This is a genomic window from Bradyrhizobium sp. Ses1 (assembly GCF_059512365.1).
Map to the genome: position 1 here is coordinate 1 of NZ_JCAMOQ010000038.1, position 26,327 is coordinate 26,327.

Annotated in this window: 25 protein-coding genes and 2 pseudogenes; 13 read left to right on the top strand and 14 right to left on the bottom strand. The window is 61.6% G+C overall.

The features are described from left to right. Positions 1 to 72: 72 nt before the first annotated feature. The 8 genes from AC5ZG5_RS31745 to AC5ZG5_RS31780 all read right to left on the bottom strand — a co-directional run bounded on the left by AC5ZG5_RS31745 (position 73) and on the right by AC5ZG5_RS31780 (position 6,030). On the bottom strand, positions 73 to 327 hold the full coding sequence (locus AC5ZG5_RS31745; protein ID WP_456645208.1) for a hypothetical protein: 255 nt from the start codon (positions 325 to 327) through the stop codon (positions 73 to 75). Between the two features lie 19 nt (positions 328 to 346). Next, positions 347 to 655, bottom strand: a complete 309-nt coding sequence (locus AC5ZG5_RS31750) for a hypothetical protein (RefSeq protein WP_456645207.1) — start codon at positions 653 to 655, stop codon at positions 347 to 349. Between the two features lie 43 nt (positions 656 to 698). After that, on the bottom strand, positions 699 to 1,112 hold the full coding sequence (locus AC5ZG5_RS31755) for a hypothetical protein (RefSeq protein ID WP_456645206.1): 414 nt from the start codon (positions 1,110 to 1,112) through the stop codon (positions 699 to 701). Between the two features lie 163 nt (positions 1,113 to 1,275). After that, complete coding sequence (locus AC5ZG5_RS31760) at positions 1,276 to 1,452, bottom strand: hypothetical protein (RefSeq protein ID WP_456645205.1); 177 nt, start codon at positions 1,450 to 1,452, stop codon at positions 1,276 to 1,278. A gap of 40 nt (positions 1,453 to 1,492) precedes the next feature. Continuing rightward, positions 1,493 to 2,686: a hypothetical protein gene (locus AC5ZG5_RS31765; protein ID WP_456645204.1), complete on the bottom strand. Its 1,194-nt coding sequence runs from the start codon at positions 2,684 to 2,686 to the stop codon at positions 1,493 to 1,495. After that, positions 2,683 to 3,120, bottom strand: a complete 438-nt coding sequence (locus AC5ZG5_RS31770; protein WP_456645203.1) for a hypothetical protein — start codon at positions 3,118 to 3,120, stop codon at positions 2,683 to 2,685. Before AC5ZG5_RS31770 ends, AC5ZG5_RS31765 begins: the two co-directional genes overlap by 4 nt. 167 nt (positions 3,121 to 3,287) lie before the next feature. Beyond that, a complete protein-coding gene (locus AC5ZG5_RS31775) occupies positions 3,288 to 5,441 on the bottom strand; it encodes a lytic transglycosylase domain-containing protein (protein WP_456645202.1) in 2,154 nt (717 codons plus the stop codon). Between the two features lie 49 nt (positions 5,442 to 5,490). Then, positions 5,491 to 6,030 carry an SH3 domain-containing protein gene (locus AC5ZG5_RS31780; protein ID WP_496138711.1) on the bottom strand — a complete coding sequence of 180 codons (540 nt, stop codon included), beginning with the start codon at positions 6,028 to 6,030 and terminating at the stop codon, positions 5,491 to 5,493. A 306-nt stretch (positions 6,031 to 6,336) separates the two neighbouring features. Between AC5ZG5_RS31780 and AC5ZG5_RS31785 the strand changes: the two genes are divergently transcribed. The 6 genes from AC5ZG5_RS31785 to AC5ZG5_RS31810 all read left to right on the top strand — a co-directional run bounded on the left by AC5ZG5_RS31785 (position 6,337) and on the right by AC5ZG5_RS31810 (position 13,139). Further along, positions 6,337 to 8,412 carry a sensor histidine kinase gene (locus AC5ZG5_RS31785; RefSeq protein ID WP_456645200.1) on the top strand — a complete coding sequence of 692 codons (2,076 nt, stop codon included), beginning with the start codon at positions 6,337 to 6,339 and terminating at the stop codon, positions 8,410 to 8,412. Then, positions 8,384 to 9,061, top strand: coding sequence for a response regulator (locus AC5ZG5_RS31790; protein ID WP_456645199.1), 678 nt, complete (start codon positions 8,384 to 8,386; stop codon positions 9,059 to 9,061). Before AC5ZG5_RS31785 ends, AC5ZG5_RS31790 begins: the two co-directional genes overlap by 29 nt. A gap of 840 nt (positions 9,062 to 9,901) precedes the next feature. Further along, positions 9,902 to 10,087: a hypothetical protein gene (locus AC5ZG5_RS31795; RefSeq protein ID WP_456645198.1), complete on the top strand. Its 186-nt coding sequence runs from the start codon at positions 9,902 to 9,904 to the stop codon at positions 10,085 to 10,087. 347 nt (positions 10,088 to 10,434) lie between these two features. After that, the gene (locus AC5ZG5_RS31800) at positions 10,435 to 11,232 is read left to right on the top strand and encodes an enoyl-CoA hydratase/isomerase family protein (protein ID WP_456645197.1); all 798 of its coding nucleotides are present in this window, start codon (positions 10,435 to 10,437) and stop codon (positions 11,230 to 11,232) included. A 1-nt stretch (position 11,233) separates the two neighbouring features. Then, positions 11,234 to 12,499, top strand: a complete 1,266-nt coding sequence (locus AC5ZG5_RS31805; protein WP_456645196.1) for a CaiB/BaiF CoA transferase family protein — start codon at positions 11,234 to 11,236, stop codon at positions 12,497 to 12,499. Between the two features lie 136 nt (positions 12,500 to 12,635). Then, on the top strand, positions 12,636 to 13,139 hold the full coding sequence (locus AC5ZG5_RS31810; protein WP_456645195.1) for a winged helix-turn-helix transcriptional regulator: 504 nt from the start codon (positions 12,636 to 12,638) through the stop codon (positions 13,137 to 13,139). Here the strand turns inward: AC5ZG5_RS31810 and AC5ZG5_RS31815 are convergent. Genes AC5ZG5_RS31815 through AC5ZG5_RS31830 form a run of 4 tightly spaced genes read right to left on the bottom strand, consistent with a single transcriptional unit; the run spans position 13,119 to position 17,581 of the window. After that, positions 13,119 to 13,973, bottom strand: a complete 855-nt coding sequence (locus AC5ZG5_RS31815) for an FAD binding domain-containing protein (protein ID WP_456645194.1) — start codon at positions 13,971 to 13,973, stop codon at positions 13,119 to 13,121. The genes AC5ZG5_RS31810 and AC5ZG5_RS31815 overlap by 21 nt on opposite strands. Further along, positions 13,970 to 16,339: a xanthine dehydrogenase family protein molybdopterin-binding subunit gene (locus tag AC5ZG5_RS31820; RefSeq protein WP_456645193.1), complete on the bottom strand. Its 2,370-nt coding sequence runs from the start codon at positions 16,337 to 16,339 to the stop codon at positions 13,970 to 13,972. The genes AC5ZG5_RS31815 and AC5ZG5_RS31820 overlap by 4 nt, the downstream gene beginning before the upstream one ends. A 5-nt stretch (positions 16,340 to 16,344) precedes the next feature. Then, a complete protein-coding gene (locus AC5ZG5_RS31825) occupies positions 16,345 to 16,827 on the bottom strand; it encodes a (2Fe-2S)-binding protein (protein WP_456645192.1) in 483 nt (160 codons plus the stop codon). Between the two features lie 37 nt (positions 16,828 to 16,864). Next, positions 16,865 to 17,581, bottom strand: coding sequence for a hypothetical protein (locus AC5ZG5_RS31830; protein WP_456645191.1), 717 nt, complete (start codon positions 17,579 to 17,581; stop codon positions 16,865 to 16,867). Positions 17,582 to 17,723: 142 nt separating this feature from the next. Between AC5ZG5_RS31830 and AC5ZG5_RS31835 the strand changes: the two genes are divergently transcribed. Further along, the gene (locus tag AC5ZG5_RS31835; RefSeq protein ID WP_130225663.1) at positions 17,724 to 18,221 is read left to right on the top strand and encodes a winged helix-turn-helix transcriptional regulator; all 498 of its coding nucleotides are present in this window, start codon (positions 17,724 to 17,726) and stop codon (positions 18,219 to 18,221) included. Between the two features lie 125 nt (positions 18,222 to 18,346). On the opposite strand, the gene AC5ZG5_RS31840 is transcribed toward AC5ZG5_RS31835, so the two are convergent. Beyond that, complete coding sequence (locus AC5ZG5_RS31840) at positions 18,347 to 18,559, bottom strand: hypothetical protein (protein ID WP_456645190.1); 213 nt, start codon at positions 18,557 to 18,559, stop codon at positions 18,347 to 18,349. 141 nt (positions 18,560 to 18,700) lie between these two features. On the opposite strand from AC5ZG5_RS31840, the gene AC5ZG5_RS31845 reads away from it, so the two are divergent. From AC5ZG5_RS31845 to AC5ZG5_RS31860, 4 genes and pseudogenes are all read left to right on the top strand, one after another. After that, positions 18,701 to 19,417 carry a gluconate 2-dehydrogenase subunit 3 family protein gene (locus tag AC5ZG5_RS31845; protein WP_456645189.1) on the top strand — a complete coding sequence of 239 codons (717 nt, stop codon included), beginning with the start codon at positions 18,701 to 18,703 and terminating at the stop codon, positions 19,415 to 19,417. Between the two features lie 670 nt (positions 19,418 to 20,087). Next, positions 20,088 to 21,071: pseudogene (locus AC5ZG5_RS31850) on the top strand (GMC family oxidoreductase N-terminal domain-containing protein); the annotation flags it as partial. A 122-nt stretch (positions 21,072 to 21,193) separates the two neighbouring features. Further along, positions 21,194 to 21,532, top strand: a pseudogene (locus AC5ZG5_RS31855) (cytochrome c); the annotation flags it as partial. A 126-nt stretch (positions 21,533 to 21,658) separates the two neighbouring features. Beyond that, complete coding sequence (locus AC5ZG5_RS31860; protein WP_456645212.1) at positions 21,659 to 22,426, top strand: c-type cytochrome; 768 nt, start codon at positions 21,659 to 21,661, stop codon at positions 22,424 to 22,426. A gap of 16 nt (positions 22,427 to 22,442) precedes the next feature. Here AC5ZG5_RS31860 and AC5ZG5_RS31865 read toward each other — a convergent pair whose 3' ends face one another. After that, positions 22,443 to 23,186, bottom strand: coding sequence for an IclR family transcriptional regulator (locus tag AC5ZG5_RS31865; RefSeq protein ID WP_456645188.1), 744 nt, complete (start codon positions 23,184 to 23,186; stop codon positions 22,443 to 22,445). 286 nt (positions 23,187 to 23,472) lie between these two features. On the opposite strand from AC5ZG5_RS31865, the gene AC5ZG5_RS31870 reads away from it, so the two are divergent. Together AC5ZG5_RS31870 and AC5ZG5_RS31875 are read left to right on the top strand one after the other, a co-directional pair. Next, a complete protein-coding gene (locus AC5ZG5_RS31870; RefSeq protein WP_456645187.1) occupies positions 23,473 to 24,693 on the top strand; it encodes an ABC transporter substrate-binding protein in 1,221 nt (406 codons plus the stop codon). 121 nt (positions 24,694 to 24,814) lie between these two features. Then, entirely contained in the window at positions 24,815 to 26,308 is a 1,494-nt protein-coding gene (locus tag AC5ZG5_RS31875; protein WP_207231012.1) for an aldehyde dehydrogenase, read from the top strand. Positions 26,309 to 26,327: the final 19 nt, after the last annotated feature.

Below are 26,327 nucleotides of genomic sequence, written 5' to 3' on the forward strand. Positions count from 1 at the left end.
CCGCACGAAATTACTTCGCTGTCGTCGCTATCGCCGCAACTCTGCTCTGGCTAAGATAACTGTCCACGCGACCTAGACCTCATCGCCGGTCCAGCCATTTTCGCGGCGTGAATCAGCTTCGGTATTGCAGACCCGAGCAGGCCGGCCAACCGCCTTCCATCCGACCATATACGGCCACTTCGGCTCGATCTTTTGCCTGTGGTAGTAGTCCTCAAATTGCTGCCGCTCCTCAACCCAGCAGCAGAGATCCACATTCGGCCCTGCTGTGGTAATCAGGAACACGCTGCCATCTTTCGGTGCGGTCTCGGGCGGCCACCAATCGCTCATCTGTTCAGAACTCCCTGTTTTAAGTTCGCGGTGAAGGTGGCAGAATGGCGCCAATCGCCTTGGCGATGCTTTTGGCCTCAACGATCCGGCCGCGCGAATAGGCTCCTTGCTTGCCCTCTGTGTCGCGCTCAGCAATCGCGTGGTAGCGCTCGACGGTATCCTCGTGCAGGGCAAACACTTCTCTGGCCATCTCACGCCGTCCCCGGTCGGTCCGGCGCTCGAATGGGATCAGTCTGGCGATCTCCAGGGCGGCATCATGGATTTGCGCCGAGCCCTCGCCATTGGCGAGCTGGAATAAGCGCTCGATTATTTTGTCTATTTCGCCCATCGCCACCTCTCCTGATCGAATAGAGATTACACATCGGGGGACCTTAGCGCTCGCCCGACCACCAGGTCGACGGCGGATCCTGCGCCGAGATTTTGTTTGGCCTCAGCGCAACCAGGTGGCTGCGCTTGTAGGGATAGCCGCGCTCTTCTGAGCACAGCTTGCAGCGCATGTAGCGCTCGAGCTCGTGGATTGGCGTCGTCTTTGGCCGGCGGACGATATCGAGCGCGACCGTCTGGTGCGTCTCGCAGCCGAGACACTTCACCTCGAGATAGGTGTAGCCGGCATTGAGTGCGTCGCCGAGGGAAGGCGAGGGCTGCGCCGGTCCCTGGAACGCAAGCATACGCTTGTTCCAGGCTTCGCAGGCGAGCCGATCGGCTTTCTTACGCGCCTCGAGCGCCTGCTCGGCGGCGGCGCGCACGGATGCGCCAAAGATGGTCTCGCGTGACTTGGTGCCCATAGCCTGAAAATGCGGTCTGCGGCCTTCGGCGGCAAGCCGCTAGGTCTTGCGTCGGGCGCATTCGACCTCACTAGCTGCTGGTCAACAGCTTCCTGGCCAAAACCAACACCAAGATCACCGCCATACAAACCAAAGGTCCATGAGCCGACGCGGGTGAGGCGGTTCATGCTTCCATCTTTTGAATGGGAGTTTTGAACGCAACATCCGGATTGAGCAGGCAGTCAATCTGATTTGCAAGAATGTAGGTATCGCTTCCGAAGCGGAAGCGATCCTCTATTTCCTCAAGCGCATCATAAGCCCGCTGAAGCACGTCTCTCGGTACGATTATCAAGTTTTCCATCTACCCGTCTCCTCCTGCTATTTGCTCGGGGCGGCGCCGGTCATGCCAATAACTTTTGCGCCCAATCGGAAAGTGCCACGTAGCCGGCCGCTGGCTTCGTGATGATGCCGAGCGTCGAGAGCGACCCAATCAGATTGTTGAAGCCGCCGCTCGATGCTGAATAGTCCGTCCTTTGCCCAAGCTCTTCCCGTGAAAGATCGCCGGCACCATTCAGGGCATCGACCAGTTTGCGCTGCGGGTTGCTCAGGTAGCTCAGCAGCATGTCCCGCCCCTCTGCGGCGTCCATCACGTCTTCGTCCACTAGAATCGAGACATGCCCTGGCATTGGCTTGCCGATCGCGCCGGCCGTAGCGAGCGCGCCCAGCAGGTTATTGAAGCCGCCAGAGGAGGGGCTATATCCGGCCGCTGCGGCGACCATCTCGCGGGATGGGCTCGGATGCCCCAATGCCTTCCACATTGCGAGCGAGCGCAGGACGCGATGCTGCGGGCCGCTGAATTGCCCGTTGGCTTTTGGAAGCGGCGGCGCGGCCACCGTAGGCCGGCTCGGAGCCGGCGGCGCTACGACTTGCCGCCGGGGTGCGGGCGCCCGCATCGGGCTGTCCAACGCTTCCAGGGCGCTCCCGGCCACCGTCAGCGCGTCGCCTAGCCGGTCGTGGACGGCTTTCAGCGCCGCCTTGGCCCGGTTCTCGCCGCGCGCCAGCCCCTCAGACAACCCGCGCTCGTAGGCCTCCTCAACCGCCTTCGGGTCGATGCTGGTTGGCTTTGCGGCCAACTCCTTCCGCAGGGAGGCAATCTCAGCCTTGAGCGCCTTCGGGTCGTTCGCTTTCGTCTCGGCCTCGACCTTGGATAATCGCTCCTTCAGCCGGCCAAGATCCAGCGGTCGCAGGGTGGTCTCCTGCAGCTTTTCGCCCCGCTTCGGCGTGCGCGAGCTGTCGAAGGTGACCTTTTGCGGGAAGGCTGCGGTCTCGAGAACGCGGCGCGTCGGAATCCAGATAACCCCGCGGCCGCGCTCAAGACTCGGCAAGGAGGCGAGGATGGCCTTGCCCTCCTGCTTGTCGGCTTGGCCCTCGATCCAGGCGCCGATCGCATCGCGGTCCTGCGAGGCCGTGAGCTTGAACGACACAATTCCATCCGCTTGGCTGAGAACGTCCTTCGACAAAACGGCCGGCCGTTGGGTGATCAGCCACGGAATGAAGCCCCGCACGCGCCCGCGCCGAACGATCGTCTCCATCATGCCAGCAACTTTGCGGCCTCGCCATCCTTATCGAGCAGCCGCTGCGGCGCCCACATATCCGCTTCGTCGATGATGAGGTGAACCGGAGAGTTGGTGCCGCGGTAGAGTGCCGTCAGGAACGCCAGCATAAAGCGGCGCTCCCCGGCCTTCGTCCCGATCTGGCTCAAGTCTAGAATGCAGCTCTCGACCATGCCGGCGACCGTCTCGCCGATCAGCGCGCCAGCATGCTCGGTCAGCGTGAGGTCGCCGTGCGCCCCGCCGAAAATCGGGATGTCGAACGCCGACGCTGAGTTGCCATCGGCCTTCAGCCGGAGGCCCCACCATATGCCCAGCGGGTCGATCACGACGCATCGGGCCTTGGCGGCCAACAGCCGCTCGACACAGCTTCCGGCGTTATAGGTCTTGCCGCTGCCGGCCGTGCCGACGAAGGCCAAGCGATCGTCGAGGGCATCCTTTGGAATCGGGTGAGGTGCGGGCATCGCTCAAAATTCCCCTTTGGCTTCAAAGGCACGGAAGCGCCCGCACCTTTCTGTAAGTCTTTGGGAATTAAGAAGGATGCCACAACTGCCTCCCCCACCAGCCTGTAACGGGCTGATGCGTCCTATCCCTGGCGCCCGCGCATGTCGGCTTCGATGGTCAGGCGCGCGGAGTCGTCGAAGCGGGATCGATAGACCTGAAGGTTCTCCATCACCCGTTGTACATAGATGCGCGTCTCCGTGAATGGGATGCGCTCGACCCAGTCGACGGAGTCCACATTCGGATTCCGCGGATCGCCATAGCGTGCGACCCATTCGCTGACGCGCCCGCGCCCGGCATTGTACCCGACGAAGGCGAGCACATGATTGCCGTCGTATGTCTTGATGAGATCGGCGATCTCCGCCGAGCCGAGTTGCACGTTATAGGCGGGATCGCTTAGAAGCCGCTTGGGCTCGAACTTGATTCCCAACCGGCGCGCGATTGTGTGCCCTGCCGCAGAAGTCACCTGCATCAATCCCTGAGCCTTGGCGGATGAAACCACCTCTGGATTGAAGGCGCTTTCCGCCCGCGCCACTGCGTAGACAACGCTTGGGCTCGCCTTCGGTCCGATCTCGACATAATTGGGTAACCCGAACCGGGGAAAGGCATACTGATCAAAAGCAAGACCGCGAAACAGCGCGCCCTTGCCGATCGTCAACGTGGCACGCGCATCCCGATGCTTTGCGTTTGTTTCTGCGACCATCGTCAGAATGCCGACATCGCCAACGCGATCGAGATCGGCGACGAACGGAATGACCAGGTCCCGATTGCCGGTTGCATAAAGAAGCTCGACCGCGCGGACCAGGTCGACATTGCGCAGCGTCGCGTGCTGCATGCGGCTCAATCCCGGCGGCTTGCGCAGCGCGATCTTGCGATGGCCAAGGCGGGCGCTTGCAAGCTGACCGTAATAGGCCGCGGGGTATCGCGCCGCGGTCTCATAATGGTGGCGTGCCTCGTGGATGCGGCCGGTGGCTTCGGCCGCACGTCCAAGCCAATAGCCGGCGCGGGCAAGCGACGTCGGATGCGCAGTGATCTGCGGTATCCGAGAAAAATGTTGAGCTGCCAGATGCGGGTCGTTGAGGAAGCGCAGCGCGATCCATCCCGCGGTGAATGGTTGGTCGACTCTCAAGGACTCCTTCGACGGGGGGACGGCCTCGCTGGCGATCCGGTAGGCGAGGCGGCTCTTGTCTTCGTCAAGCAGCTTGCGCACCAAGGTCCGGCGCTCGATCCACCACACATCGGGATTGCCGATGGCGGCCGCATCGCGAGGCACCGACAGCATCAGCCGGGCGGCCTCACTGGTGTGGTGGTTGCGGCGAAGCCACTGGATACGCGTGAGTGCGTAGGCAGGATTGGCGCGGGCGGTCATCGGAACGGCGTTCAGCAGCGCGTGCGAATTGGCTGCGTTGCGGTCGACGGCGGCGCGCGCCTTCACGATCGCAACCGCGCCTGGCCCCAATCGCCTTGCCGCGCGCATCGCACCTTCGATGTCATCCGCATAAAGCCGCGACATCATCCGCGCCCTGTGATTGTCGCTCGTCAGGAGCGGCTCAAATGTCGTGAGCACCTGTGCTTCGAGTTGAGCCGAGAAATGTCCCTCCTGCCAGGCGGAGCGGGCGTATTTTTTCGCCGCGATCCGATCGCCATGGGCCAGCAGCGCGCGAGCCATCGCGAGCTTGCCATGGGGACTGAGCGGCTCCTGTTCGGAAAAGAAAGCGAAGACGGCTCTGGGCTCGCTCCGCTCAGTCCAGAGCAGGACCTCCGCGCGTCGTCGAAACAGATTGAAACTTGGCCAAGACGGATGGGCACGCACGAACGCGGCATAGCGGGCAGCGCTCATCGCATCGTCGCCAATGTCGCTGGATCGCAGCGTCACCCACTCCGCGAGTCTCCTGCCCACGGCGTCGTCAATTTGGTTGAGGCGATCCGTCGCCGCTTTCGTCTTGCCGCCACGCGCCAAACGGATCGCATCCCTGATCGCGCCGATCTCTGTGCCTACCGGCGCGCCAACGGATGGAGGAGCAGGCGGCGGTGCGGTCGACGACAGGAATCGGCCGATCGCATCGGAAGCCGTTCGAGTGGCCGTTCCGCTCGCGCGATCACGTTGGGCCAGACCGCCGTGCCCTGTGGTGTGGGCGTTCGCCGCAACCTTATCGTCACTCGGCGTGCCCATCGCCTGAGAGCAGAACAGCACTGCGCCCGTCAGAAGTGAAATCCGTGCAAGGGGAATGCGAATCATCTGGACCTCAAGTCATGCTGCGATCGAGCCGGCTGGATGAACGGCCTGACTAAAATTTCTCGTTTGGATACGCACCCCACAGCTTGGTTTGGCGGATGTATCCCCGTCGACCCTTTACTTCCACGCGGCACCAGGTTCCGTCGCAACGGCTCACGTGAACCAGCACGTTTGGCTGCACGATCGCGACAATCGAGGCGTCCTTCCTCGCGTTGGCTCGCAGCGAGACCGGCTGGGCTCCGCGCCATGGAGCAACCAGCGCCGTCCTTTTGCCGGAAAGCAACGGGCCCAGCATCCATCCCTCTTGCCCTTCCCAATCGCGGATTCGCCGCCAATGTCCGAACTCGGCAGTTATCTCGAGCGGAACCCCTTGGCCGACGTACGTCCATTTGAGAGGGTAATCGATCCCCGGTCCCAGACGCACGTTCGCGGGCGTAACCTTTGTCGAAACGAAGCGGGGTGTCGGAAGACCGGTGGTCTGTCCGACATCCGATGCAGATGCGGCCGCGATTTGCAGGCACGCGGCGCTAGCTGAGAGGATCAGGCGGCGGAAGAAGCGACGCTTCAAAAGTCGTGACGTTGAGTGCGACAAAAGTGACCGGCTTTGACGTTCGGGTGGAGTTTGAGTTTGCGGCTTAACTTCGGTCGTGTTTCATGAACATCGTCTTAAGCTGCGCAGTCCAGCCGACATCGCATCGTCGAGTCTATCCGTTCAACGTGAGAAGAAGCGATCCTCTCAGCGGTGGAGGGATCGGTTCCAGCGTCAGGATTTTCCTGACGGAGCAGCGGCGAGAGTGATCGTTACAGGACGGATCCAGGAGAGCGTCAGGTCGGGGAAGCCTGCAGAGCAGTTCCTGTCGTTGTTGAATCTGATGCGGGAGAGGACGCACGTGGACGCATGAATGTCGTCGAGAGATTTTCCAGAGGCGGCAGCAAGCAGGCTGTCTGGCTGTTCATCGCGCTTGCTCTGAGTGCGGCCATTCCGGTCCTGCTACTTGGCGGATGGATGGCGTATATTACTGCTGACCAGGAGCGCAGCTACGCGCGACAGGCAGCGACAGAAGCTCTCACGCAAGTGGCGCACCAGATTGAAGGCGAGATTTCCAGGGAAATGCTGGTTGCCAAGACGCTTGCGAACTCGACTGCGCTTGATCGTGGCAATCTGAATGATTTCTATCAAGAAGCCACACGGCTTGTTGCCGACCGTCCTTTGTGGGAAACGGCGTCGCTGACGAAACCAGATCTGGAGCAGGTTCTCAACGTGCTGCGGCCGCTGGGTGAGCCTCTCGGTCCAGTAACGGATACGGACAGCTTCAATGCTGTCCTCCGCGCCCGCAAGCCTGTCTTGGGAGGACTCGGCGCCTTTCAGCCCGCAATTGGCAAGAGACTGGTGGCCTTGCGGGTCCCGGTTATCCGCGATGATGAACTCCGCTACATACTGACTATCGGCCTGCTGCCCGATCAGATCAGCACGATCCTGGGACAAGCCGGGTTGCCTGCTGGCTGGGCAGGCACTGTCGTCGATGCAAAGGAAAGAATTGTAGCCCGGACCCCGAACAGGGAAATCGGGAGCGGAGATGCCACGACACCTGCCGTACAGGAAGCTATTGCTCGTGGTAAATCCAATTCCTTGCGCACGAAAACAAGTGAAGGTCTAGACGTTGAAACCGTCCATCGCACATTGGCCGGCACTGATGGCTGGTCGGTGCATGTGGGAGTGCCGTTAGCGGAACTCGACGCGCCTGTGTCACGCTCTTTGCACCTGCTGTTTGCGGGAACGGCCGCCAGTCTGGCGCTGGCACTTGCACTTGGATTGGTGATCGCGCGGGAGATCGCTCAACGGCGGCATCTGGAGGCGCTTCGCGCCGCCGCCGCGCTGCTCGACAGTGAAAAGCGAGGCGCGTTGGCCATCGATGCCGCCGAGCTCGGTACGTGGCGCTGGGATCTGGCTGCAAACGAGTTCAACGGCTGCAGTCGATTTTGTACGTTGCTCGGGCTGCCCGGCGTGCCATCTGGCGCAACGAAGTGGTCCGCAGATGAAGTTTTCGCAGTGATAGAGCCATCGTATCGGTCGGCCCTGTCGTCATTCGCTGCCACCTGCCTTGAAAGCGGCAAATCAAGTAGCGTTGAGTTTCCCGTTCGGACGCAGGATCGCGGCGAATATTGGCTACGGGCTGCCGGAAGGGCTGAGGGCCAATCCAATCACCGTCGCGTCATTCACGGAGTATTGGCCGATATCGACATCCCAAAGCGCGCGGAGACCGAGAGATCCAATTTGCTGCGGCGGCTGGCGTCAGCTCAAGAAGAGGAGCAGCGGCGGATTTCGCGCGAATTGCATGATCAAGTCGGTCAGACCGTAACTGGTCTCTCGCTTGGACTGAAGGCGCTCGAACAGGGATTGGCGCAAGGAAAGGACCTGGACGTGGCCGCCGATCATGTGCGCTGGCTTCAGGAGCTTGCCATACAGATCGGTCGCGACATTCATCGATCTGCGTCGGACCTGCGGCCAACTGCCATCGATGATCTCGGCCTTTTCAAGGCTATCGGAGCCTACGTCGCGGAATGGCAGGAGCGCTACGATATTGATGTCGATATGCAGACGTTCGGACGCGACGATCTGTTGCCGCTTGATGTCGCAGTGGTACTCTACCGGATCGTCCAGGAAGGGTTGACCAACGTCATCAAGCACGCGCACGCCAGCAAGGTCAGCATCATACTCGAGCAGAAGTCGGATGTATTCACGCTCGTTCTTGAGGATGATGGCGTTGGTTTTGATCCTGACGATCGGGCGCGGCCAGATCGCGGTGAGGTTTCGGGTCTCGGTCTCTCCGGCATGAAAGAACGAGTAGCACTTCTAGGCGGCTCCATTGCCCTGGAATCTGCTCCCGGGAGAGGGAGCACGATCTTTGTGAACATACCATTGGAAGAGTCTCGCAGGGACACAGATGACGCCGATTCGGATCAGCCTCGTTGATGACCACCCTGTTGTCCTCGCCGGGATCAGAGCGCTTCTGCAGGTCGCGCCTGAGATCGAACTTGTCGGGGAAGCGAGCACTGCGGCGGCGGGTCTGGAGATTATCTGCGAACGCTGTCCGGATATCGCCGTGATCGATCTTTCCTTGCCGGACATGAGTGGCATGGAACTCGCGCGCCGAGTGAGCGGGAGGTGTCCGCAGGTGAAGATTGTTGTCCTCACCGTTCATGAAGATCGGGCGTATGTTCGTCCTGTGTTCGAAGCGGGAGCCAGGGGGTATCTTTTGAAGCGATCGGCCGGGGAGGAATTGCTGCGCGCCATCCGAATCGTAGAGCAGGGCGATACCTATCTTGATCCTGCGTTGGCCGAGAAGGCGTCCACGACTGCTCTTCAGCCGTTCCCGATAGCCGACGCCGATGGTGGTGAACTCAGCCCGCGCGAAGAAGGTGTACTCAGGCTCGTGGCTCAGGGGCTGAGCAACAAGCAGATCGCCGGGCAACTGAGCATAAGCATCAAAAGTGTTGAGACATACAAGGCGCGTGCATCTGAAAAGAAAGGACTCCGTAGCCGCGCGGATATCGTCCGTTTTCGGTGTCAGTCGGGGCTGGTTGATTGCTCCCAACTGACCTGGGGCGCGCCTCAATCCTGACGAGGCGCAGGGGCCGGCCCCCGCCGAACGGCCTCTGACCGTGAGTCGTTATTGCAGATCAGGCAGATCGCTTTCGACATCAGCTTACCGTTTACTCCTACCCGCTCGTAGCGATGCGGCGTTCTTTCCGAACATGGCTCGCAGTAGGCGAGAGGTCGAGTCTCGCTGCTTTCACTGTTCAACATTCTACGTCCCCCAGATCAGGAAATGGCGACGGATCGCCGTCCTGACAACTGGACCCGATCGTGTCAACACTATCGGTTCCTGGTTGCGAGTAGATCGACGGCGACCAGACCCGAAATAAGAATTGCCGAAGTCAGGGCCTGATTCCTGAGAGCGGAGCTCGGCACTCCCAGATCGTAGTGGGCAATATGCGCCAAGGAGTAAGCAACGAATGCAGCGCTGGATGAGGCGAACGCAAGTGTAAGTATGAGATCAGCGAGCTTCTTCACCTGCGCTTACCTATTGCGATTAACAGGCCGACCAGAGTTCGTGACAATTGCGCTGTGGGACCGAAGTTGCTCGGAAAGACCCTTGGCAGTTTCGATGCGGAGCGACGTCCAGCATTTGCGTGGGGCATAATAGAGTGACGACCGTCTCAGGAATGTCAGGAAAAGCCTGTCACAAGCCGGGGAAGAATAGTTGCAACAAGTGAAATCGGCCGCCGCGCACGCCGGCCATTTGAATTCTGCAAGGAAACTTGATGCGTTGGCGAAGGATTTTGGACGCGTATCCGCAGCGTGGCCCGCTGACACGTCAGGGCTTTCCTGACAAGACGGCGAGTTGGAATGTTCTTAAACGGCCTCTAGCGAAATGTCATAGAGGTCGAGCAAAAATATCATGATCGCAACCGTTGCGCTCGCCGTTTTGGTGTTCCTTGTGGCGCTCGTCTATATCGCAGGGGCGACCTACGGCAATGAACGTCGACACGATCGCCGCAACTTCGCGCAGTCGCTCGATGCGCGTCTGGTGCTGATCTGTTTGGGATTTGGAATAGCGGCGCTATTGAATTCAATGCCAAACTAGGCGGCGTCCCATAGACGCTTGCCATCCGTAATGGCGACTTTCTTCTCCATCCGTTCGCGGAGAACGTGCTGCGTCCGCAGGGGAGGCGATATTGTTCCGCGGCATGTCGTGCAGACGGAGCCCGTAACTCTGACGCCTCGGCGTGGCCGCGGAGCAGGTGCCGGGCAGGCTGGCGGCGAAATAGCTGGCTGGCATCACGGGTCAGACCAGCGCGGCCGGCCTTGCTCGCGCGCCAAGGCCGTCATCGGACAACGACTCGTGACTTGCAAAATGCAAGTCATGATGTAGTGTTCTCGGAAACGAGAATACGGCCATTGCGAAGCAGCGCCGACACACAGGAGGCAATTTTGTCCGAGGACGTGCTCGTGACGCGCGAAGAGCGCGGCAACATCTCCGTTTTGACCATGGTTTATCGGCCGTACAACCTGCTCGGCCCAAAGCTCATCAATGCGCTTGTCGAGCAGGTGGAGGCGGCCCAGAAGGTCGGCAGCCGCGCTATCGTGATCCGCAGCGGACTGCGCCATTTCTCTGCCGGCGCGGATCTGGATATCTTCGACAAGCGGGTCGCCGCGGGTGCCGCTGATCAGGCCAGCGAAAACAGGCGGCTCAACGGCGTCGAATTCCTGCGTTTCATGGAGTTGTTGCCAATTCCGCTGATCGCCAGCGTTCACGGCGTCTGCCTTGGCGGCGGACTCGAGCTTGCGCTCTCCTGCGACTACATCATCGCCGCCTCTTCGGCAAAGATCGGATCGGTCGAGGCGACGCTCGGGCTGCATCCCTTGCTCGGCGGAATCCAGCGGCAGGTGCAGCGTATCGGAGCTCAGCGCGCCAAGGAGATGTCGATGCTGGCGCGGCGCTACGACGCGCCGACGCTGGAGAAGTGGGGGCTGATCAATCTGACGGTTCCGGAGGAGTCGCTGGAGCAGACCACGATGACGCTTGCGGAAGAATTCGCGCAGGGTCCGACCGTGGCGCATGCGGCCACCAAGCAACTCGCGTACATCGCGGTCAATGAAGGTGTCGCTGCTGCCGATGAGGCGATGGCGAGGGTGCAGGCGCCGATCTGGACCTCGGAAGACTTGAAGACCGGTCTCGCGTCATTCCGCAAGAATGGCCCGGGCCTCGCAAAATTCGCGGGGCGCTGACATGAGCGGCCCTTTAAGCGGAATCCGTGTTGTCGACTTCTCCCGTGTGCTCGCCGGCCCGTTATGCGCGCGGACGTTGCAGGATCTTGGCGCCGAAGTCATCAAGATCGAGCCGCCAAGCCCTGATGTCTCGCGCTTCGCGTTTCCGTCGACCGACGGCATGTCGGGCTACTACGCACAGCAGAATGCCGGCAAGCGCAATGTCAGCATCAATCTCAATGTGCCCGGTGCCTATGAGCTGGCGCTGAAGCTCTGCGACACGGCCGATGTCGTCGTCGAGAATTTCCGTGCGGGCACGCTGGGTTTCTTTGGTCTCGACTATGAGACTCTGTCAAAGCGAAATCCGCGATTGATCTATGCCTCGATCACCGGCTATGGCCAGGGAGGACCGTGGCGGAGTCGGATGGCATACGCGCCGACGGTGCAGGCCGAGGCAGGTTTCACCGAGAACAGCGTTCGTCATTATGGGAGTGCGCTGAGTGAGCCACGTACCGACAGCCTGTCGCACGCGGATGTTTATGCCGGACTGCAGGCCGTGATCGCCATCCTGGCAGCGCTCAACAGCCGCCAGAAGTCCGGACGCGGCCAGTACATCGATGTCGCGATGGCTGCGACGCTGCTCGCGGTCAACGAACGGGCGCATGTCGATCTTTCCGACGATGATATCGGCGCCGAACCCGCCGTGCTTGGTGCCACCGATTGCTCGTTCTTTACCGGGCCGCAAGGCGAGCACTTCACGGTCGCGACCAGCATTGTCGGAAGCCGGACCTTTCCGTCGTGGTTGCGCGCGATGCGCCGAGCGGACCTGATGGACGATCCGCGATTCTCCAGCGCGGCCGCGCGGCGGCTGAATTTCGGCGCGCTTCACCAGATCATCCAGTCGTGGATACTCACCTTCCCTGATATGGCGACCTTGGACGCCCAGTTCGATGAAGCCAAGATCGCGATGGGCGAGATCCGCTCGATCAAGGAACTGACGGCATCGGAATGGAGCGACTATTGGGGAGCCGTGCAATACGTCTCCGACCGCAGCGGTGGTCAGTATCGCCTGCCAGGACGTCCCTGGCGCTTTTCGGCTGAAGAGCTGACGCCGATCGGCACTCCGGCCTTTCAGGGTGAGCATAATGCCGCGGTGTTCGGCGAACTCGGCGTCAGCGAAACTGAATTGAAGCGCTTGAGCGAAGCCGGCGTACTGGTGACACATCGGCGCGCACTTGAGCCTGAGACCGCCGTCAAGCCGCAGACCGAGCCCGGTCAGGCGGCCTGATCCACCGGAAACAGGCAAGCTACGCTGAGGCTGGACATCCGCGAACTCGCCCCAATATGGTACGGGCTCGAGTTCGGAGCTGAAGAGAGCTATGTCCGGCGTCAAGCAAAGCCGTCTTGCAAACAAGGAATGTTCCATGGTGCGAGCCATGGAAATCGTCGGCGACCGCTGGACGATCCTGATCCTGCGAGAGGCCTATTATGGCGTGAAGCGGTTCGACGAATTCGAGTACTATGTCGGAGTGGCGCCCAATATCCTGAGCAGTCGGCTGAAGAAACTTGTCGAGGCAGGCGTGATGGCCCGTGTGCCGTTGCCCGAGCACGCCGGCCGATACGAATATGTTTTGACCGACAAAGGGCGCGACTTTTTCCCCGCCTATCTTGCACTCAAGAAATGGGGGGACAGCTGGCTCGCAGAGCCGGAGGGGCCGCAGGTGGTTTTTCGTGAGCGCCGCGCCGGACATCCGATCGAGTATCCGGAACTGCGGACAGCCGGCGGCCAGCCGTTGCGTCTCGAAGACGTCGAAGTGGTCCCGGGAGCCGGCGCCGTGCCGTTCAACCGCAAGCGGTTCGGCGGCGCGGCCTCGGCCGGGAAGACGACCGAATCGCCCCAACGCGCCTCACGCAGCAAGAGCAAGTAGCGCGCGCGTTATTTCCGTTCTGACCAGGCTGGCGCGATACTCGGCCGATGCGTAGCGGTCCGACAGGCACTCGGTCGCTGCGCTCTGGAGCCTCGCGGCCTCTCCGATATTTCCTTGGGACAATGCCTTGCCAGCCAGGAATTTTGCCGCGACATCTCCCGCAAATGCGTGCCCCGCCGCGCCGCTGACGCCGATCGAGACGTCCGCGGCGACGCCGACGTTGACGCGCACGCCGGCAGCCACACCGACGACGGCATAGCCGCTCGCAGGATGCCGGATTTTCCGATAGGTGAAGCGCGTATCCGCCGCCGGGCGCGGAATATGGATGGCGACCAGCACCTCGTCGGGCTCCAGCGCCGTAGAGAAGATATCGACAAAAAAGTCATTCGCCGCTACGCGTCTTGATCCGCTGGCGCTTGCGACCTCCAGTTCCGCCTTCAGCGCGATCACGATGGCCGGCCAATCGGCTGCGGGATCGGCATTGGCGAGTGATCCACCAATAGTGCCGCGGTTGCGCACCTGCGGATCGGCAATCAAATTGGCCGCCTGACGGAAGATCGGAAGCACCTGGTGTAGCGCGTTGGATGCAAGCAGTTCGGCATGTGTCGTCAGCGCGCCAATGCTGATGGTGTCCTCGCCGATCAGGATTCCTTTCATTTCCGCGACGCCGCGGATATCGACGAGCAGCGCTGGCGAGGCCAGCCGAAGCTTGAGCGTCGGGATCAGCGTGTGGCCTCCGGCGACCAGCTTCGTTCCGTCTGGGTCACGGCGCAGGAGATCGATCGCCTCGGCGAGCGAGCCCGCGCGAACATAGTCGAAGGGCGCAGGGATCATTGGCTCGCTCCGTTGCGCGCGCTCTGGACCGCCGCCCAGATGCGCGGCGGCGTCAGCGGCATATCGAGGTGGCTGATGCCGAAGGGCGACAACGCGTCGAGCACGGCGTGAACCATGCAGGGCGGCGCCGCAATCGAGCCGCTTTCGCCGATGCCTTTGACGCCGATCGGATTGGTCGGGGAGGGGGTCTCCTGGAACAGCGAGGTGATGCTGGGCACATGCTCGGCACGCGGCACGGCGTAGTCGAGCAGCGAGCCGGTCAGGAGCTGTCCGCTGTCAGGATCGTAGCTGACCTCTTCATAGAGTGCCTGGGCAATGCCCTGCACGACGCCACCGTGGATCTGGCCCGCCGCCAGCAGCGGATTGATCAACGTGCCGACGTCGTCGACCGCGACATAGTCGATGATGTCGACGATCCCGGTCTCGGGATCGACCTCGACATAGGCAAGATGGACGCCGGACGGCGCGCACATTCCGGTCGGATCGTAGAAGACGGTTTCGTCGAGGCCAGGCGTGACCCCATCGGGGAGCTTGTGTCCGACATAGGCCATGCGCGCGACCTTGCCGAAGGCCAGAGGTGCGATGTCGGTGCCGGGCACACTGAACTGGCCCGCGGCATAGGCGACGTCCTTCTCGTCGACCTCCAGCATGCCCGCAGCGATTTTCTTTGCTTTTGCGACGATGCGCTGCGAGCAGACATGCAGGCTCGATCCGCCGACCGCCATCGAACGGGAGTTGAAGGTGCCGTGGCCAGCCTGCACCTGGCGCGTATCGCCCTGGATCACGTCGATGCTCTCGATCGGAATTTGCAGCACGTCGGCGGCGATCTGCGACAGCGAGGTGACATGGCCATGGCCCTGGCTCATCGAACCCGAATACACCGTGGCGCGGCCGCTGGAATCGATCGCAACCCGCGCGCTCTCCCAGCCGCCGCGATCGAATCCGATCAGCGCAAGACGCCGCGACGGCGCCATGCCACACATATGCGTGTACGCGGCAACGCCGATGCCGCGGTAGATGCCGTCGCGGCGCAAGGTGTCGCGTTCGTTCCGGCGAGCGTCGTAGTTGAAAGCGGCGAGGGCCTTGTCGAGAAGGCCCTGATAATTGCCGCTATCGTAGATCACGGCCATGCCTCCATAGGGCCGGTAGGGAAAATCGGCGAGCTGAATGAAATTCTTCCGCCTGATCTCGACCTGATCCAGATTCAGATGACGCGCCACGGCGTCGATGGCGCGCTCGGCGATATAGGCGCCCTCCGGCCGGCCATAGCCACGATAGGCATCGACGGGCACTGTGTTGGTGACGACGACGCGCGAGGTCGCCTCGTAGTTCGCGATTCTATAATTGCCGGTGCCGAAATTGACGGTGTTAACGGTCGGCCCACCGCTCGCCATGTTGGAGAGATAGGCTCCGACATTCCCGAGCGTTTCGACCTTCAGTCCGAGAATGATGCCGTCATTCTTGATCGCCACCTCGATATTTTCGGTGTGGGCGCGGCCATGGTTGGTCGATTGATGGCTCTCGGAACGGCTTTCCCACCATTTCACTGGTACGCCGAGTTCGCGCGCGAGATGCGGACAGAGCAGCTCCTCCGGATAAAGATGCATCTTGGCACCAAAGCCGCCGCCGATATCGGGCGCGACGACGCGCAACAGGTGTTCCGGAATGCCGACGGTCTCGGCGATCCAGCGCCGATGCATGTGCGGGACCTGGCTTGGCAGGTACACCGTCAATGTGCCGTCGGGTTCGGGCGCGGCGACCACGCTGCGCGTTTCCATGCAGGTCGGGATCAGGCGGTTGTTGACGACGCGCAGCTTGAGAACCTGGTCGGCTTCGCGGGCTGCCATGGCATAGTCCCCGCCGCGCACCTTGTACACGGTGGTGATGTTGCCGGGCACGTTGTCGTGAAGCTGCGGCGCGTCGGCGGCGATCGCGGCTTCTTCGTCGATGACCGCAGGCAGCACCTGATAATCGACGTCGATCAGGCCGACGGCGTCATAGGCTTGCGCTTGCGTCTCCGCCACCACCAGCGCGACGCATTCACCGACGAAACGCACGCGATCGACGGCGACAACCGGGCGAAACGGCACCTTGGTCCCGGGCATGACCCAGTTCGGAACAATCGGACCGATCTTGCCCGGAAGATCCTGACCGGAGAGGGCAAGGCGAACGCCCGGCGCTGCCTTGGCCGCGCCAAGGTCGACGTTCTTGATGATGGCATGCGCATGCGGCGATCGCGCGATCGCCATATGGAGCATGCCGGGCAGCCTGATATCGTCGACATAGCGGCCCTTGCCGGTGAGGAATTTGAAATCCTCGCGGCGCTTCAGCGGCTGGCCGATGTAGGGGAGCACGGTTGCGTTCATGGCGATCAGCCTTTTGCAACGAGGGACTCAACGGCGCGGACGATGTTGTGATAGCCGGTGCAGCGGCAGATGTTGCCGGCAATGCCGTGGCGGATGTCGTCTTCACTTGGATCAGGATGAGCGCGCAGCAACTGGCGCACGCTCATGATCATTCCCGGCGTGCAGAAGCCGCACTGCAGCGCGTGATGCTCATGGAAGGCCGTCTGCACCGGATCGAGGGTCGATCCCGCTGGCGACACGCCCTCGATCGTCGCGATCGAGGCGCCGTCGGCCATCACGGCGAGCACGGTGCATGATTTTGTCGCCTGTCCGTCGATCTCGACGGTGCAGGCGCCGCATTGCGAGGTGTCGCAGCCGATATGCGTGCCAGTCAGGCCGAGATCGTCCCTGATCAAGTGGACCAGCAGCTTGCGGCTTTCGACCTCGAGCGTACGGCGGATGCCGTTGATCTCGATCGTCACCGTGTGACGTTTTTCCGCTTCGGCCATGAATCCTCCCGTTGCGGTCCGGCGACCGCGTATCTCGTTAGAAGAACCTGATGGCGGCGATGTCGATGGCGACGCCGATCCCGTTTGTCATGGGAGTCCCGTCTGCATTGCGGCGATAGGCTCGACGCTTGGCCGGGATCTTGATGCCGTCGAAGTCGCGATAGTCGGACACGTAGTGGGCGGTCGGAACGCCGCCGATCACATCAGCGAAATAATCGAGCCTCGAAATGAGCCCATCGGCGCGGACATAGAAGACTTGTTCGGGACAGTGTGTCGCAACTGAGCTGGGGAAGGTCACTTTGAGCCGGCGCCACGTCTCTCCGCTCTCGTTCCAAGGCTCGATCTCCTCGGTCGAAAAGCCCGGCAATGCGAACATGAAGGGCGTGTTGAGATAGTTCCACATCGCATAGCCGCTGAAATAGGCGAGGTGCAGATCGTCCCATGGGGTGGCTGGGGTGTGGTCGGCAAAAGAAGCGCGCGGACTGCTCCGCTCTCTCAGGCGTTTGCCCTCGACAGTATCGATTGCAACCAGATCGGGCCGATAGAAGCTGCGCAGGCCGTCGGCGGTGAATGGCTCGTAGCTGAGCTTCTGGCCGGGGATATCGACCGTGACGCGAACGTCTTTCAGCACTTCAGGCCAGCCTTTTCCGGCCCAGAGCGAACCAACGATCGACATGTCGCCCTCAATGCCGCGAAACCGTTTCCATTGCGCCGCGCCATGGGCATCGAGGACGAGATCGCGGAGATCTGCCATGCTGTTTCCTTCCGATCCAAGAATTCTAACGAGATGGACAACTCTAATAATAAGAGTGATTAGAAAGCAAGAGATTTGCAAGGGTTGTGCGCACGTCGAAATTACTCTAATTATTAGAGCGATTTGCGAGGGGGTATGACGAATGCGCTCGAAGAGTTTCGAGGGAATGGTGTGCTCGATTGCCGGCGTTCTGGACGCCGTCGGCGACCGCTGGGCAATGCTGATCCTGCGGGACCTCGGTCTTGGGCTGCGCCGCTACGATGACCTGCGCAAGTCGACCGGCGTCACCCACGCCACACTGTCCGATCGTCTCAAGCATCTCGAGGAGAATGAGCTGATTGAGCGGCGGCTGTATCAGACCGGGCCCGACCGCTATGAGTACGTTCTGACGCGAAAGGGAGCGGACATTATTCTCGTGATCCAGGCACTCGCGCAGGTCGGCGACAAATGGCAGATCGCTGGCGACAAAGGTCCGCCGCTGAAATTCATCAATCAGAGCAGCGGGCGGGCGGTCAAGCTTGCTCTTGTCGACGAAAAATCAGGTGAAGTTGTCCGCCTGCGGGATGTACGGCCGCAGGCCGGCCCGGGCGCCGACGATCTCGTGCGCTGGCGGCTGACGAAGTTCAATGGATCGCGGTGATAACCAGCTTCACTCGATGCGCTCACGGCGAACGAACGCTCCGGCATGTCACAGCCTATCCTTGGTGACGCTGAGCAAGTCGCATTTTCAGCGTATTGCTCGTGGATGGTCACCTCAGGTAAACATCAGGTATGCCGGGCCATCGCATGATAATGATGCCGCGTCTGCGCACGGAAGATCTGATGGCTGATCTCTCGGTCCTTCTTCAGCCCGCCGAGCTGCTTTTGGGAGTTTGCCATACCGGTCGATTCCCGAGCCTGCTGCTCCTTGGTCTGGCTCATCGCCGGAGCGGCACCAAGGATCGCGATCGTGATGGCAAGACATAGCGTGCGTGTCACCGCGTGCTCCTTTCGGTGTTTTCCGGCGTAACGCCGCGGCGGGAGCGACGTTCCTACCAAAGAATGAGCCCGTAATAGGAACCGGCGAACGGCGCCGACGTTGGCCGAGGTAGCTCGATGGGACCTCCCATGCGACGCCGATTGTTTTTATTTTCACTCGCAGCCTGGCTTGTCGGCACCACATCGCTGACACGCGCGACCGTCATCCGCGATCATGTGCCTTGGGCGCCATTTCCGAACTCGGCGCCGGAGATCGAGCGGCCAGGACCCTGGCAATTCTTCACCGCCGACGAGGCCCGCGCGATGGAAGCAATCGTCGATCGGATCATTCCGCCAGATCCGGAAACGCCAGGCGGAAAGGATGCCGGCTGCGCCGTCTTCATCGATCGGCAACTCAAGGGGCCCTATGGATCGAACGAGGGATTGTACACGCTCGGCCCGCATGTGAAGGGCATCAAGGAGCAGGGGCCGCAATCGGAGCTTTCGCACGCGCAGCTCTATCGCAAGGGGCTGGCCGGGCTCGACGCCTTCTGCCGATCGAACCACGGCGGCAGGGCTTTTGCCGAATTGAACATCAACGAGCAGGATGAACTGCTGAAGAAGATCGAGGCGGGCGATGCAAAATTCGACGGCGTCGACGCGCAGGGATTCTTCGATGCGCTATTGAAGGACGTACCGGAAGGTTTTTTCGCCGATCCGATCCACGGCGGCAATCGCGACATGGTCGGATGGAAGATGATCGGCTTTCCCGGCATCCGTTACGACTATCGCGACTGGGTGATGCGGCACAACGAGCGTTATCCGTACCCGCCCGTGAGTATCGCCGGCCGCGCCGACTGGACCCCTGCAAAATCGTGAGCGCCGAACAATGGCCCGCAAACTGCCGCCAAAGGATGTCGTGATCGTCGGCCTCGGTTGGACCGGGTCGATCATGGCCTACGAGCTTGCCGATGCCGGCCTCGATGTGGTCGCGATCGAGCGCGGACCGTGGCGCAACACCGCCACCGATTTTCCGCCGGGCTATGCGGCGGACGAACTGCGGTTCCGGATTCGACACGAGCTCTTCCTGCGTCCCGACCAGACCACCTTCACCTTCCGCAACAAGATGAATCAGACGGCGCTGCCGATCCGCAGCTGGGGTGCGTTTATGCCGCCCAACGGGGTCGGCGGCGGAGGCGTGCACTGGAACGCGGAGACCTGGCGTTTCCTTCCGTCGGATTTCGTATTGCGCACGCATCTGACGGAACGCTATGGCGCGAGCTTCCTGCCCGAAGACATGACGATCCAGGACTGGGGTGTGACCTATGACGAGCTCGAGCCGTATTACGACCGGTTCGAGTATCTCTGCGGCACGTCAGGCCAGGCCGGCAACATCAAAGGCAAGATCATCGACGGCGGCAATCCTTTCGAAGGGCCGCGCTCGAGGCCCTATCCAAATCCGCCGCAAGACCAACCGTTCAGCTACACGCTGTTTGCCAAGGCCGCCCGCGACCTCGGTTACAAGCCATTCCCACAGCCATCGGGTAACATGTCGCGCCCCTATCAGAACCCGCTCGGCGTGCGGCTTGGTCCCTGCACGTATTGCGGTTTCTGCGAATGGTTCGGCTGCGGCAACTATTCGAAAGCCTCCCCGCAGACCACGATCCTGCCCGCGCTGATGCGTAAGCCGAATTTTTCGGCGCGCGACAACAGCGAGGTGACGCGGATAAGCCTTGACGGTTCGGGCAAACGCGCAACCGGTGTCACCTTTGTCGATACCACCGGCAATGAATGGGAGCAGCCGGCCGCTCTTGTGGTGCTATCGGCCTACACCATCTTCAATGTGCAGCTGCTTCTCTTGTCCGGGATCGGCAAGCCTTACGATCCTGCAGCGGGCACCGGCGTGATCGGCCGCAACTTCACGCACCAGACGATCTCCGACGTCGTCAGCTTCTTCGACCCTGCCAAATTCATCTTCAATCCTTTCATCGCCTCCGGCGCGATCGGAATGTGCATCGATGAGTTCAACGGCGATAATTTCGATCACGGGCCGCATGGCTTCGTCGGCGGCGGCTATATGGGGCAGGTGCAGACCAACGGTCGGCCGATCGAGACCACTCCGGTGCCGCCGGGAACGCCGCGATGGGGCGCGCAATGGAAGAAGGCAGTGAAGGAGAACTATCTCAGCGCGCTCAAGCCTGGAACCGGCGTGCATGGCAGCATGTACAGCTATCGCGACGTTTATGTCGATCTCGATCCGACCTACAAGGATCGCTTCGGCCGACCGCTGGCGCGGATCACCATGGATTTCCACGACAACGAGATCAAGCAGAACAAGTTCTTGACCGACAAGTTCGCCGAAATCTTCCAGGCAATGGGCGCGCGGCAGGTCCAGAAGGAATATCGTAAGGCACCCTACGACATCACCAAGTACCAGACGACGCATCTGTGTGGCGGTGCGATCATGGGCACCGATCCCGGCACCAGCGCGCTGAACCGCTATTTGCAGAGCTGGGACGTGCCGAACCTGTTCGTGCTGGGCGCGAGCGCCTTTCCGCAAAACGCCGGCTACAATCCGACGGACACGGTCGCTGGCTTACTGGGCAGCAGATGCGATCCGCGGAAAATATCTCAAGAAACCGGGACAGTTGATCGATGGCTAGAAGGCTGCGGTTCGTGCTTGCGAGCATCGCGCTCGTCGTTGGCGGGTCCGCGGCCACAAGCGCGAGCTTGCAGGATTTCGCAGCGGTGGAGCGCGGTCGCTACCTCCTCAATGCCGCCGACTGCGGAAGCTGCCACACGGTCCCGGGAAGCGATCGTCCCTTCAGCGGTGGGCGAGCGATCGAGACGCCGTTCGGCGTGCTGGTTTCCCCAAACATCACGCCTGATCGGGACACGGGGATCGGCGCGTGGAGCGACGAGGAGTTCGACGCGGCGGTACGGCGAGGGATACGCCGGGACGGCAAGCGGCTCTATCCGGCCATGCCGTTTCCGTATTTCACGCGGATGTCGCGCGAGGACGTCAAGGACATCCGCGCTTATCTCTCGACCGTCGCTCCCGTTCACAACGCAGTTGTCTCCAACAAGCTGCCATTCCCCTTGAATATCCGGACGGCGATGATGGCCTGGGACAAGCTCTACTTCACGCCGGGAGAGTTTCGCGAGGATGCCTCGAAATCTAAGGAGTGGAATCGAGGCGCCTATCTCGTGCAGGGACCAGGGCATTGCGGCGCCTGCCACACGCCCAAGACATGGTTGGGTGGCGACAAGACAACGGCGCTATTGCAGGGCTACACGCTGCAGGGCTGGGTCGCGCCGGATATCACCAGCGGGGAGGGGCCGCTTGCAACCTGGTCCGTCGAAGATCTCGCGCAATATCTGAAGACCGGCCATAACCGTTTTGCGGCGGCTGCGGGATTGATGGGCGAGGTCGTAGACCTCTCGACGTCGAGGCTGAGCGACGAGGACGTCAAGGCCATGGCGACCTACCTGAAGGACGTGACCGGGCCAAAGCCCGGGGCGGACAACTCGTCTGCTGACCAGAAAGTGCTCGCGGCCGGCGGCGCGATCTATCAGGATCTCTGTTCAGCATGCCATAAGTCGGATGGCACCGGAGTTCCGAACCTGATCCCGAATCTCTCGCAAGCCGCAACCGTCAACACGGGCGATCCCACGACAGTGTTGCGGGTGATTCTGCAGGGCGCGCAGAGCGTGGCGACGGATCGCGAACCGACCGGCCCTGCAATGCCGGCATTCGGCTGGCAGCTTAACGACGTGCAGGTCGCGGCTGTCGCCAGCTATGTCCGCAACCACTGGGGCAAGGCCGCGCCGGTCAGCGAGGACCAGGTGAAGCGAGAACGCGAGGCGCTCGAAGCCAGGACGAACTGAGCCTTGGCCGTAAATCTCAATTGCTTTCCAGCTCGGACGCGAAGCGGCGCAATGCTTGCTGCATCGTTGACGCCGTCAGTGCTCTTCGTTCCAGGCACCGAGACGTCGGTCCGGCAACGACGATCGAGAGCTGTCGTGAACTGAGCGGAAGGGAAAGCGCGACGCCTGCCAGATCGGGAATGTACTCCGACGAACTCTGGTGGTACCCGCGCTTGGCCGCGATCTCGAGTTCAGCCTCCACCGCGTCGGCGTTCACGGGCGTGGTTTCGGAAAACGGCTCGAACTTGATCTTGCGATAGATGGCCCGCCGTTCTTCGGGAGAATGCTGCGCCAGGATGGCCCTTCCCACCGAGCTTGCATACACCGGCACCCGGTCGCCCACTTGAGCGAAGTAGCGCACCGAATGCCCGGATTCCTCGACATGCAGGAAGATCGCAGAGGTGCCCGCTAGGGCCGCGATCGCCGTGGTCTCTCCGGTCTCCTTGGCAATTTCTGCCACGAGTGCATAGGCGACTTCTGGAAGCGGGGCCGCGTCCGCAACGGCGCGCGCCAGCGTCAGCCAGCGCGGGCTTGGGTAGTACCCGCTTCGCGCTCGCGTCTCGTAGAGCCATCCCTTGTCGACAATCGTGCCAACAAGATTGAAGGTGCTGGAGCGCGGCCAGCCCAGATCGTCCGAGATCTCGGCCAGCGTCGCCGGTCGTTTGCGGCGCGCAAAGTACTCCAGCAGCTCGAGAACGTTAGCAGCCTGCCTGACCAACATACGAAACCCGCATCTTCTCCGCGAAGGTTGGTTGCCCCGTCACGTCGAGCAACAACTCCCGCTTACTCAGCCGCTGATTGGCGACTCCACGGTCATAGCATCATCCGCTCAGCCGGAAGCTCGTCCCGGAATTTGAGGCAGCGCGTCCTGTGGACTTCGGCTCAGAGGTCGGATCGAAACGCCTTGACTTGAAATTCATATACGTGTCTTGTGAATTCACAATAAAGAATTTCGTTGAAGGCTGGGGCTGTCACCATCAGCGAAAGCCCACGGGGGAGGACCTTTCATGGCTGCATTCAGGAATTTGGTTTCATCGGCGGTGGCGTCGGTTTGCATGGTGACCGCCTCGGCCGCCTTAGCTCAGACCAGTGTCAAGCTCGGCGTGCTCGCCGACATGTCCGGCATCTTCTCGGACATCGGGGGCATGGGCGCCGCCGAAGCGACGAAGATGGCGGTCGAGGATTTCAACAAGCTGCCGGGTTCGGAGAAGTTCAAGATCGAGGTTGTCAGCGGCGACGCGCTGAACAAGCCGGACGTGGCGCGCGGCATCGCCCGCAAATGGTTCGACACGGAGAATGTCGATGCGGTCGTTGATCTGCCGACGAGCGCGATCTCGCTGGCCATCGCACCCCTCGTTCAGGAGTTGAACAAAGTCGCGCTGTTCACCGCATCGGGCACGTCGGACCTGACGGGCAAGTCCTGCACGCCGAATTCGGTGCACTGGACCTACGATACCTGGGCGCTGTCGCACGGTACCGCCGATGCCATCACCAAGGCCGGCGGCAAGACCTGGTTCTTCGTCACGGCCGACTTTGCCCTCGGGCATTCGCTGGAGCGCGATGCGAGCGCCGTCGTCAACGCGAACGGTGGCAAGGTCGTCGGCAGCGTCAAGCACCCGACTGATTCGAACGACTTCGCGTCCTTCCTGCTTCAGGCGCAGGCGTCGCGCGCCGAGATCATCGCGCTCGCCAATGCCGGTGGCGATACGATCAAGGCGATCAAGCAGGCCTCCGAATTCGGCATCATTGAGGGCGGGCAGAAGCTCGCAGGGATGCTGCTGTTCATCTCGGACATTCACTCGCTTGGCCTGAAGACGGCGCAAGGCCTCCAACTGACCACCGCGTTCTATTGGGACCTGAACGACAAGACGAGGAGCTTTGGCGAGCGCTTCGCGGCTCGGAACAACGGGCGCTATCCGTCGATGAACCAGGCTGGAGCATATTCCGCGACGCTGGCCTATCTGACCGCCGTCGCAAAGGTGGGATCGCCGCGTGATGGCGCCGCCGTCGTCAAGGCGATGCGCGAGCTGGGCACGTTTGACGATCCTCTGTTCGGAAAGACGTCGTTGCGCGAGGACGGTCGCGTTCTTCACGACATGATGCTGATCCAGGTCAAGACGCCCAGCGAATCGAAGAAGCCCTACGACTACTACAAGATCGTTTCGACCATTCCTGCCGAAGCGGCATTCCGTCCGCTCAAGGACGGCGGTTGCCCCCTTGTGAAGTGAGTGTCCGGCTCGGTCGAACGCGAGCGAGCCGGAAATTCAAGCGAGAGCCGCGCCTGCCTTGCGGCGAGCCGCATGGCGGGGCTGCTCCGAGATTTTGCGTTGACCTGTGGAGGATCAATCCGTGCTGAAATCCGATCGTCTCATCCGCTACGATCATCTCTATATTGGCGGCTCGTGGGGCGCGCCTGAAGACGGCGGTTTTCTCGAAAGCATCGATCCATCTACGGGACGCCCCTGGGCTCGCGTCGCCTTCGGCGGCCCCGGTGATATCGACCGCGCCGTCGCGGCGGCGCGACAAGCACTGAACGGTCCTTGGGGACGCATGCCCGGGCACGAGCGCGCCGCACTGCTGCGCAAGTTCGCTGACCTCTATGCGAAGCGCGCCGCTGATCTTGCGGTTCTGGAAACAACGGATTCCGGCCGCGCGCTGCGGGAGTCACGTGCCGATATTGGCGGCCACACCTATGGCTATCACTGGTGGGCATCATTGGCGGACAAGCATGCCGGCCGCACCATTCCATTCGACGACAGCGTGCACGCATTTACGACCCGCGTGCCGGTCGGCGTGGTCGGCGCGATTACGCCATGGAACGTGCCGCTCATGGCTGCGGCATGGAAGCTCGGTCCGGCACTCGCGGCAGGTTGCACTGTCGTGTTGAAGCCGGCAGAGCAGACGCCGGTCACCTCGCTTGAACTCGGAAAATTGTTTGACGAAGCCGGGTTTCCGCCTGGGGTAGTCAACATCGTTCCCGGATATGGGAAGGATGGCGCTGGTGAGCGGCTCGTCACCCATCCGGGCGTCGACAAGATCGCATTCACCGGCGAGGGCGCGACGGCGAAGGTCATTCTGCGTGCGGGCGCCGACACGATGAAGCGCTTCACTTTCGAGCTTGGCGGCAAGTCGCCCCATATCATTTTCGCTGACGCCGATCTCGAACAGGCGCTGAACGCGGCCACCAATTCCGCATGGACGCTGTGCGGACAGAGCTGTGCGCTCGGCTCGCGGGTCCTGGTTCAGAGGCCGATCTACGATCAGGTCGTCGCAGAATTTGCGCGCCGCGCGGCTCAGGTGCGGGTCGGTCCTCCGCTGGATGAAGCCACGCATATGGGCCCCCAGGCGCACGAGGAGCAACTCGCCAAAACACTGTCCTATATCGATATCGGACGGGCCGACGGCGCTGAACTGGTGACCGGCGGAAGCCGGCTGAGCGGCGGCGTGCATGGCGACGGCTACTTCGTCCAGCCAACTGTCTTTGCCAACGTCTCCAACGAGATGCGTATCGCGCGCGAGGAGATTTTTGGCCCCGTGGCCGCGCTGATTCCGTTCGACGATGAGGAGCAGGCGATCGCGATCGCGAACGACACGGCATACGGACTGACGGCCGGCCTCTGGACCCAGGACATCGGACGCGGCCATCGCGTCTCCAGCCGGATTCGCGCCGGCATGGTGTGGGTGAACACCTATCGCTTCATTCGCTGGTCGACGCCTTATGGCGGTTTCAAGGGCAGCGGGTGGGGCCGAGAGAACGGTATCGAAGCGCTCGATTCCTATCTCGAAACCCGCACCACGGTGGTCAGCACGACCGGGCGTTTTCCGAACGCCTATGCCAACTAAAATCAAGCACAGCACCTCT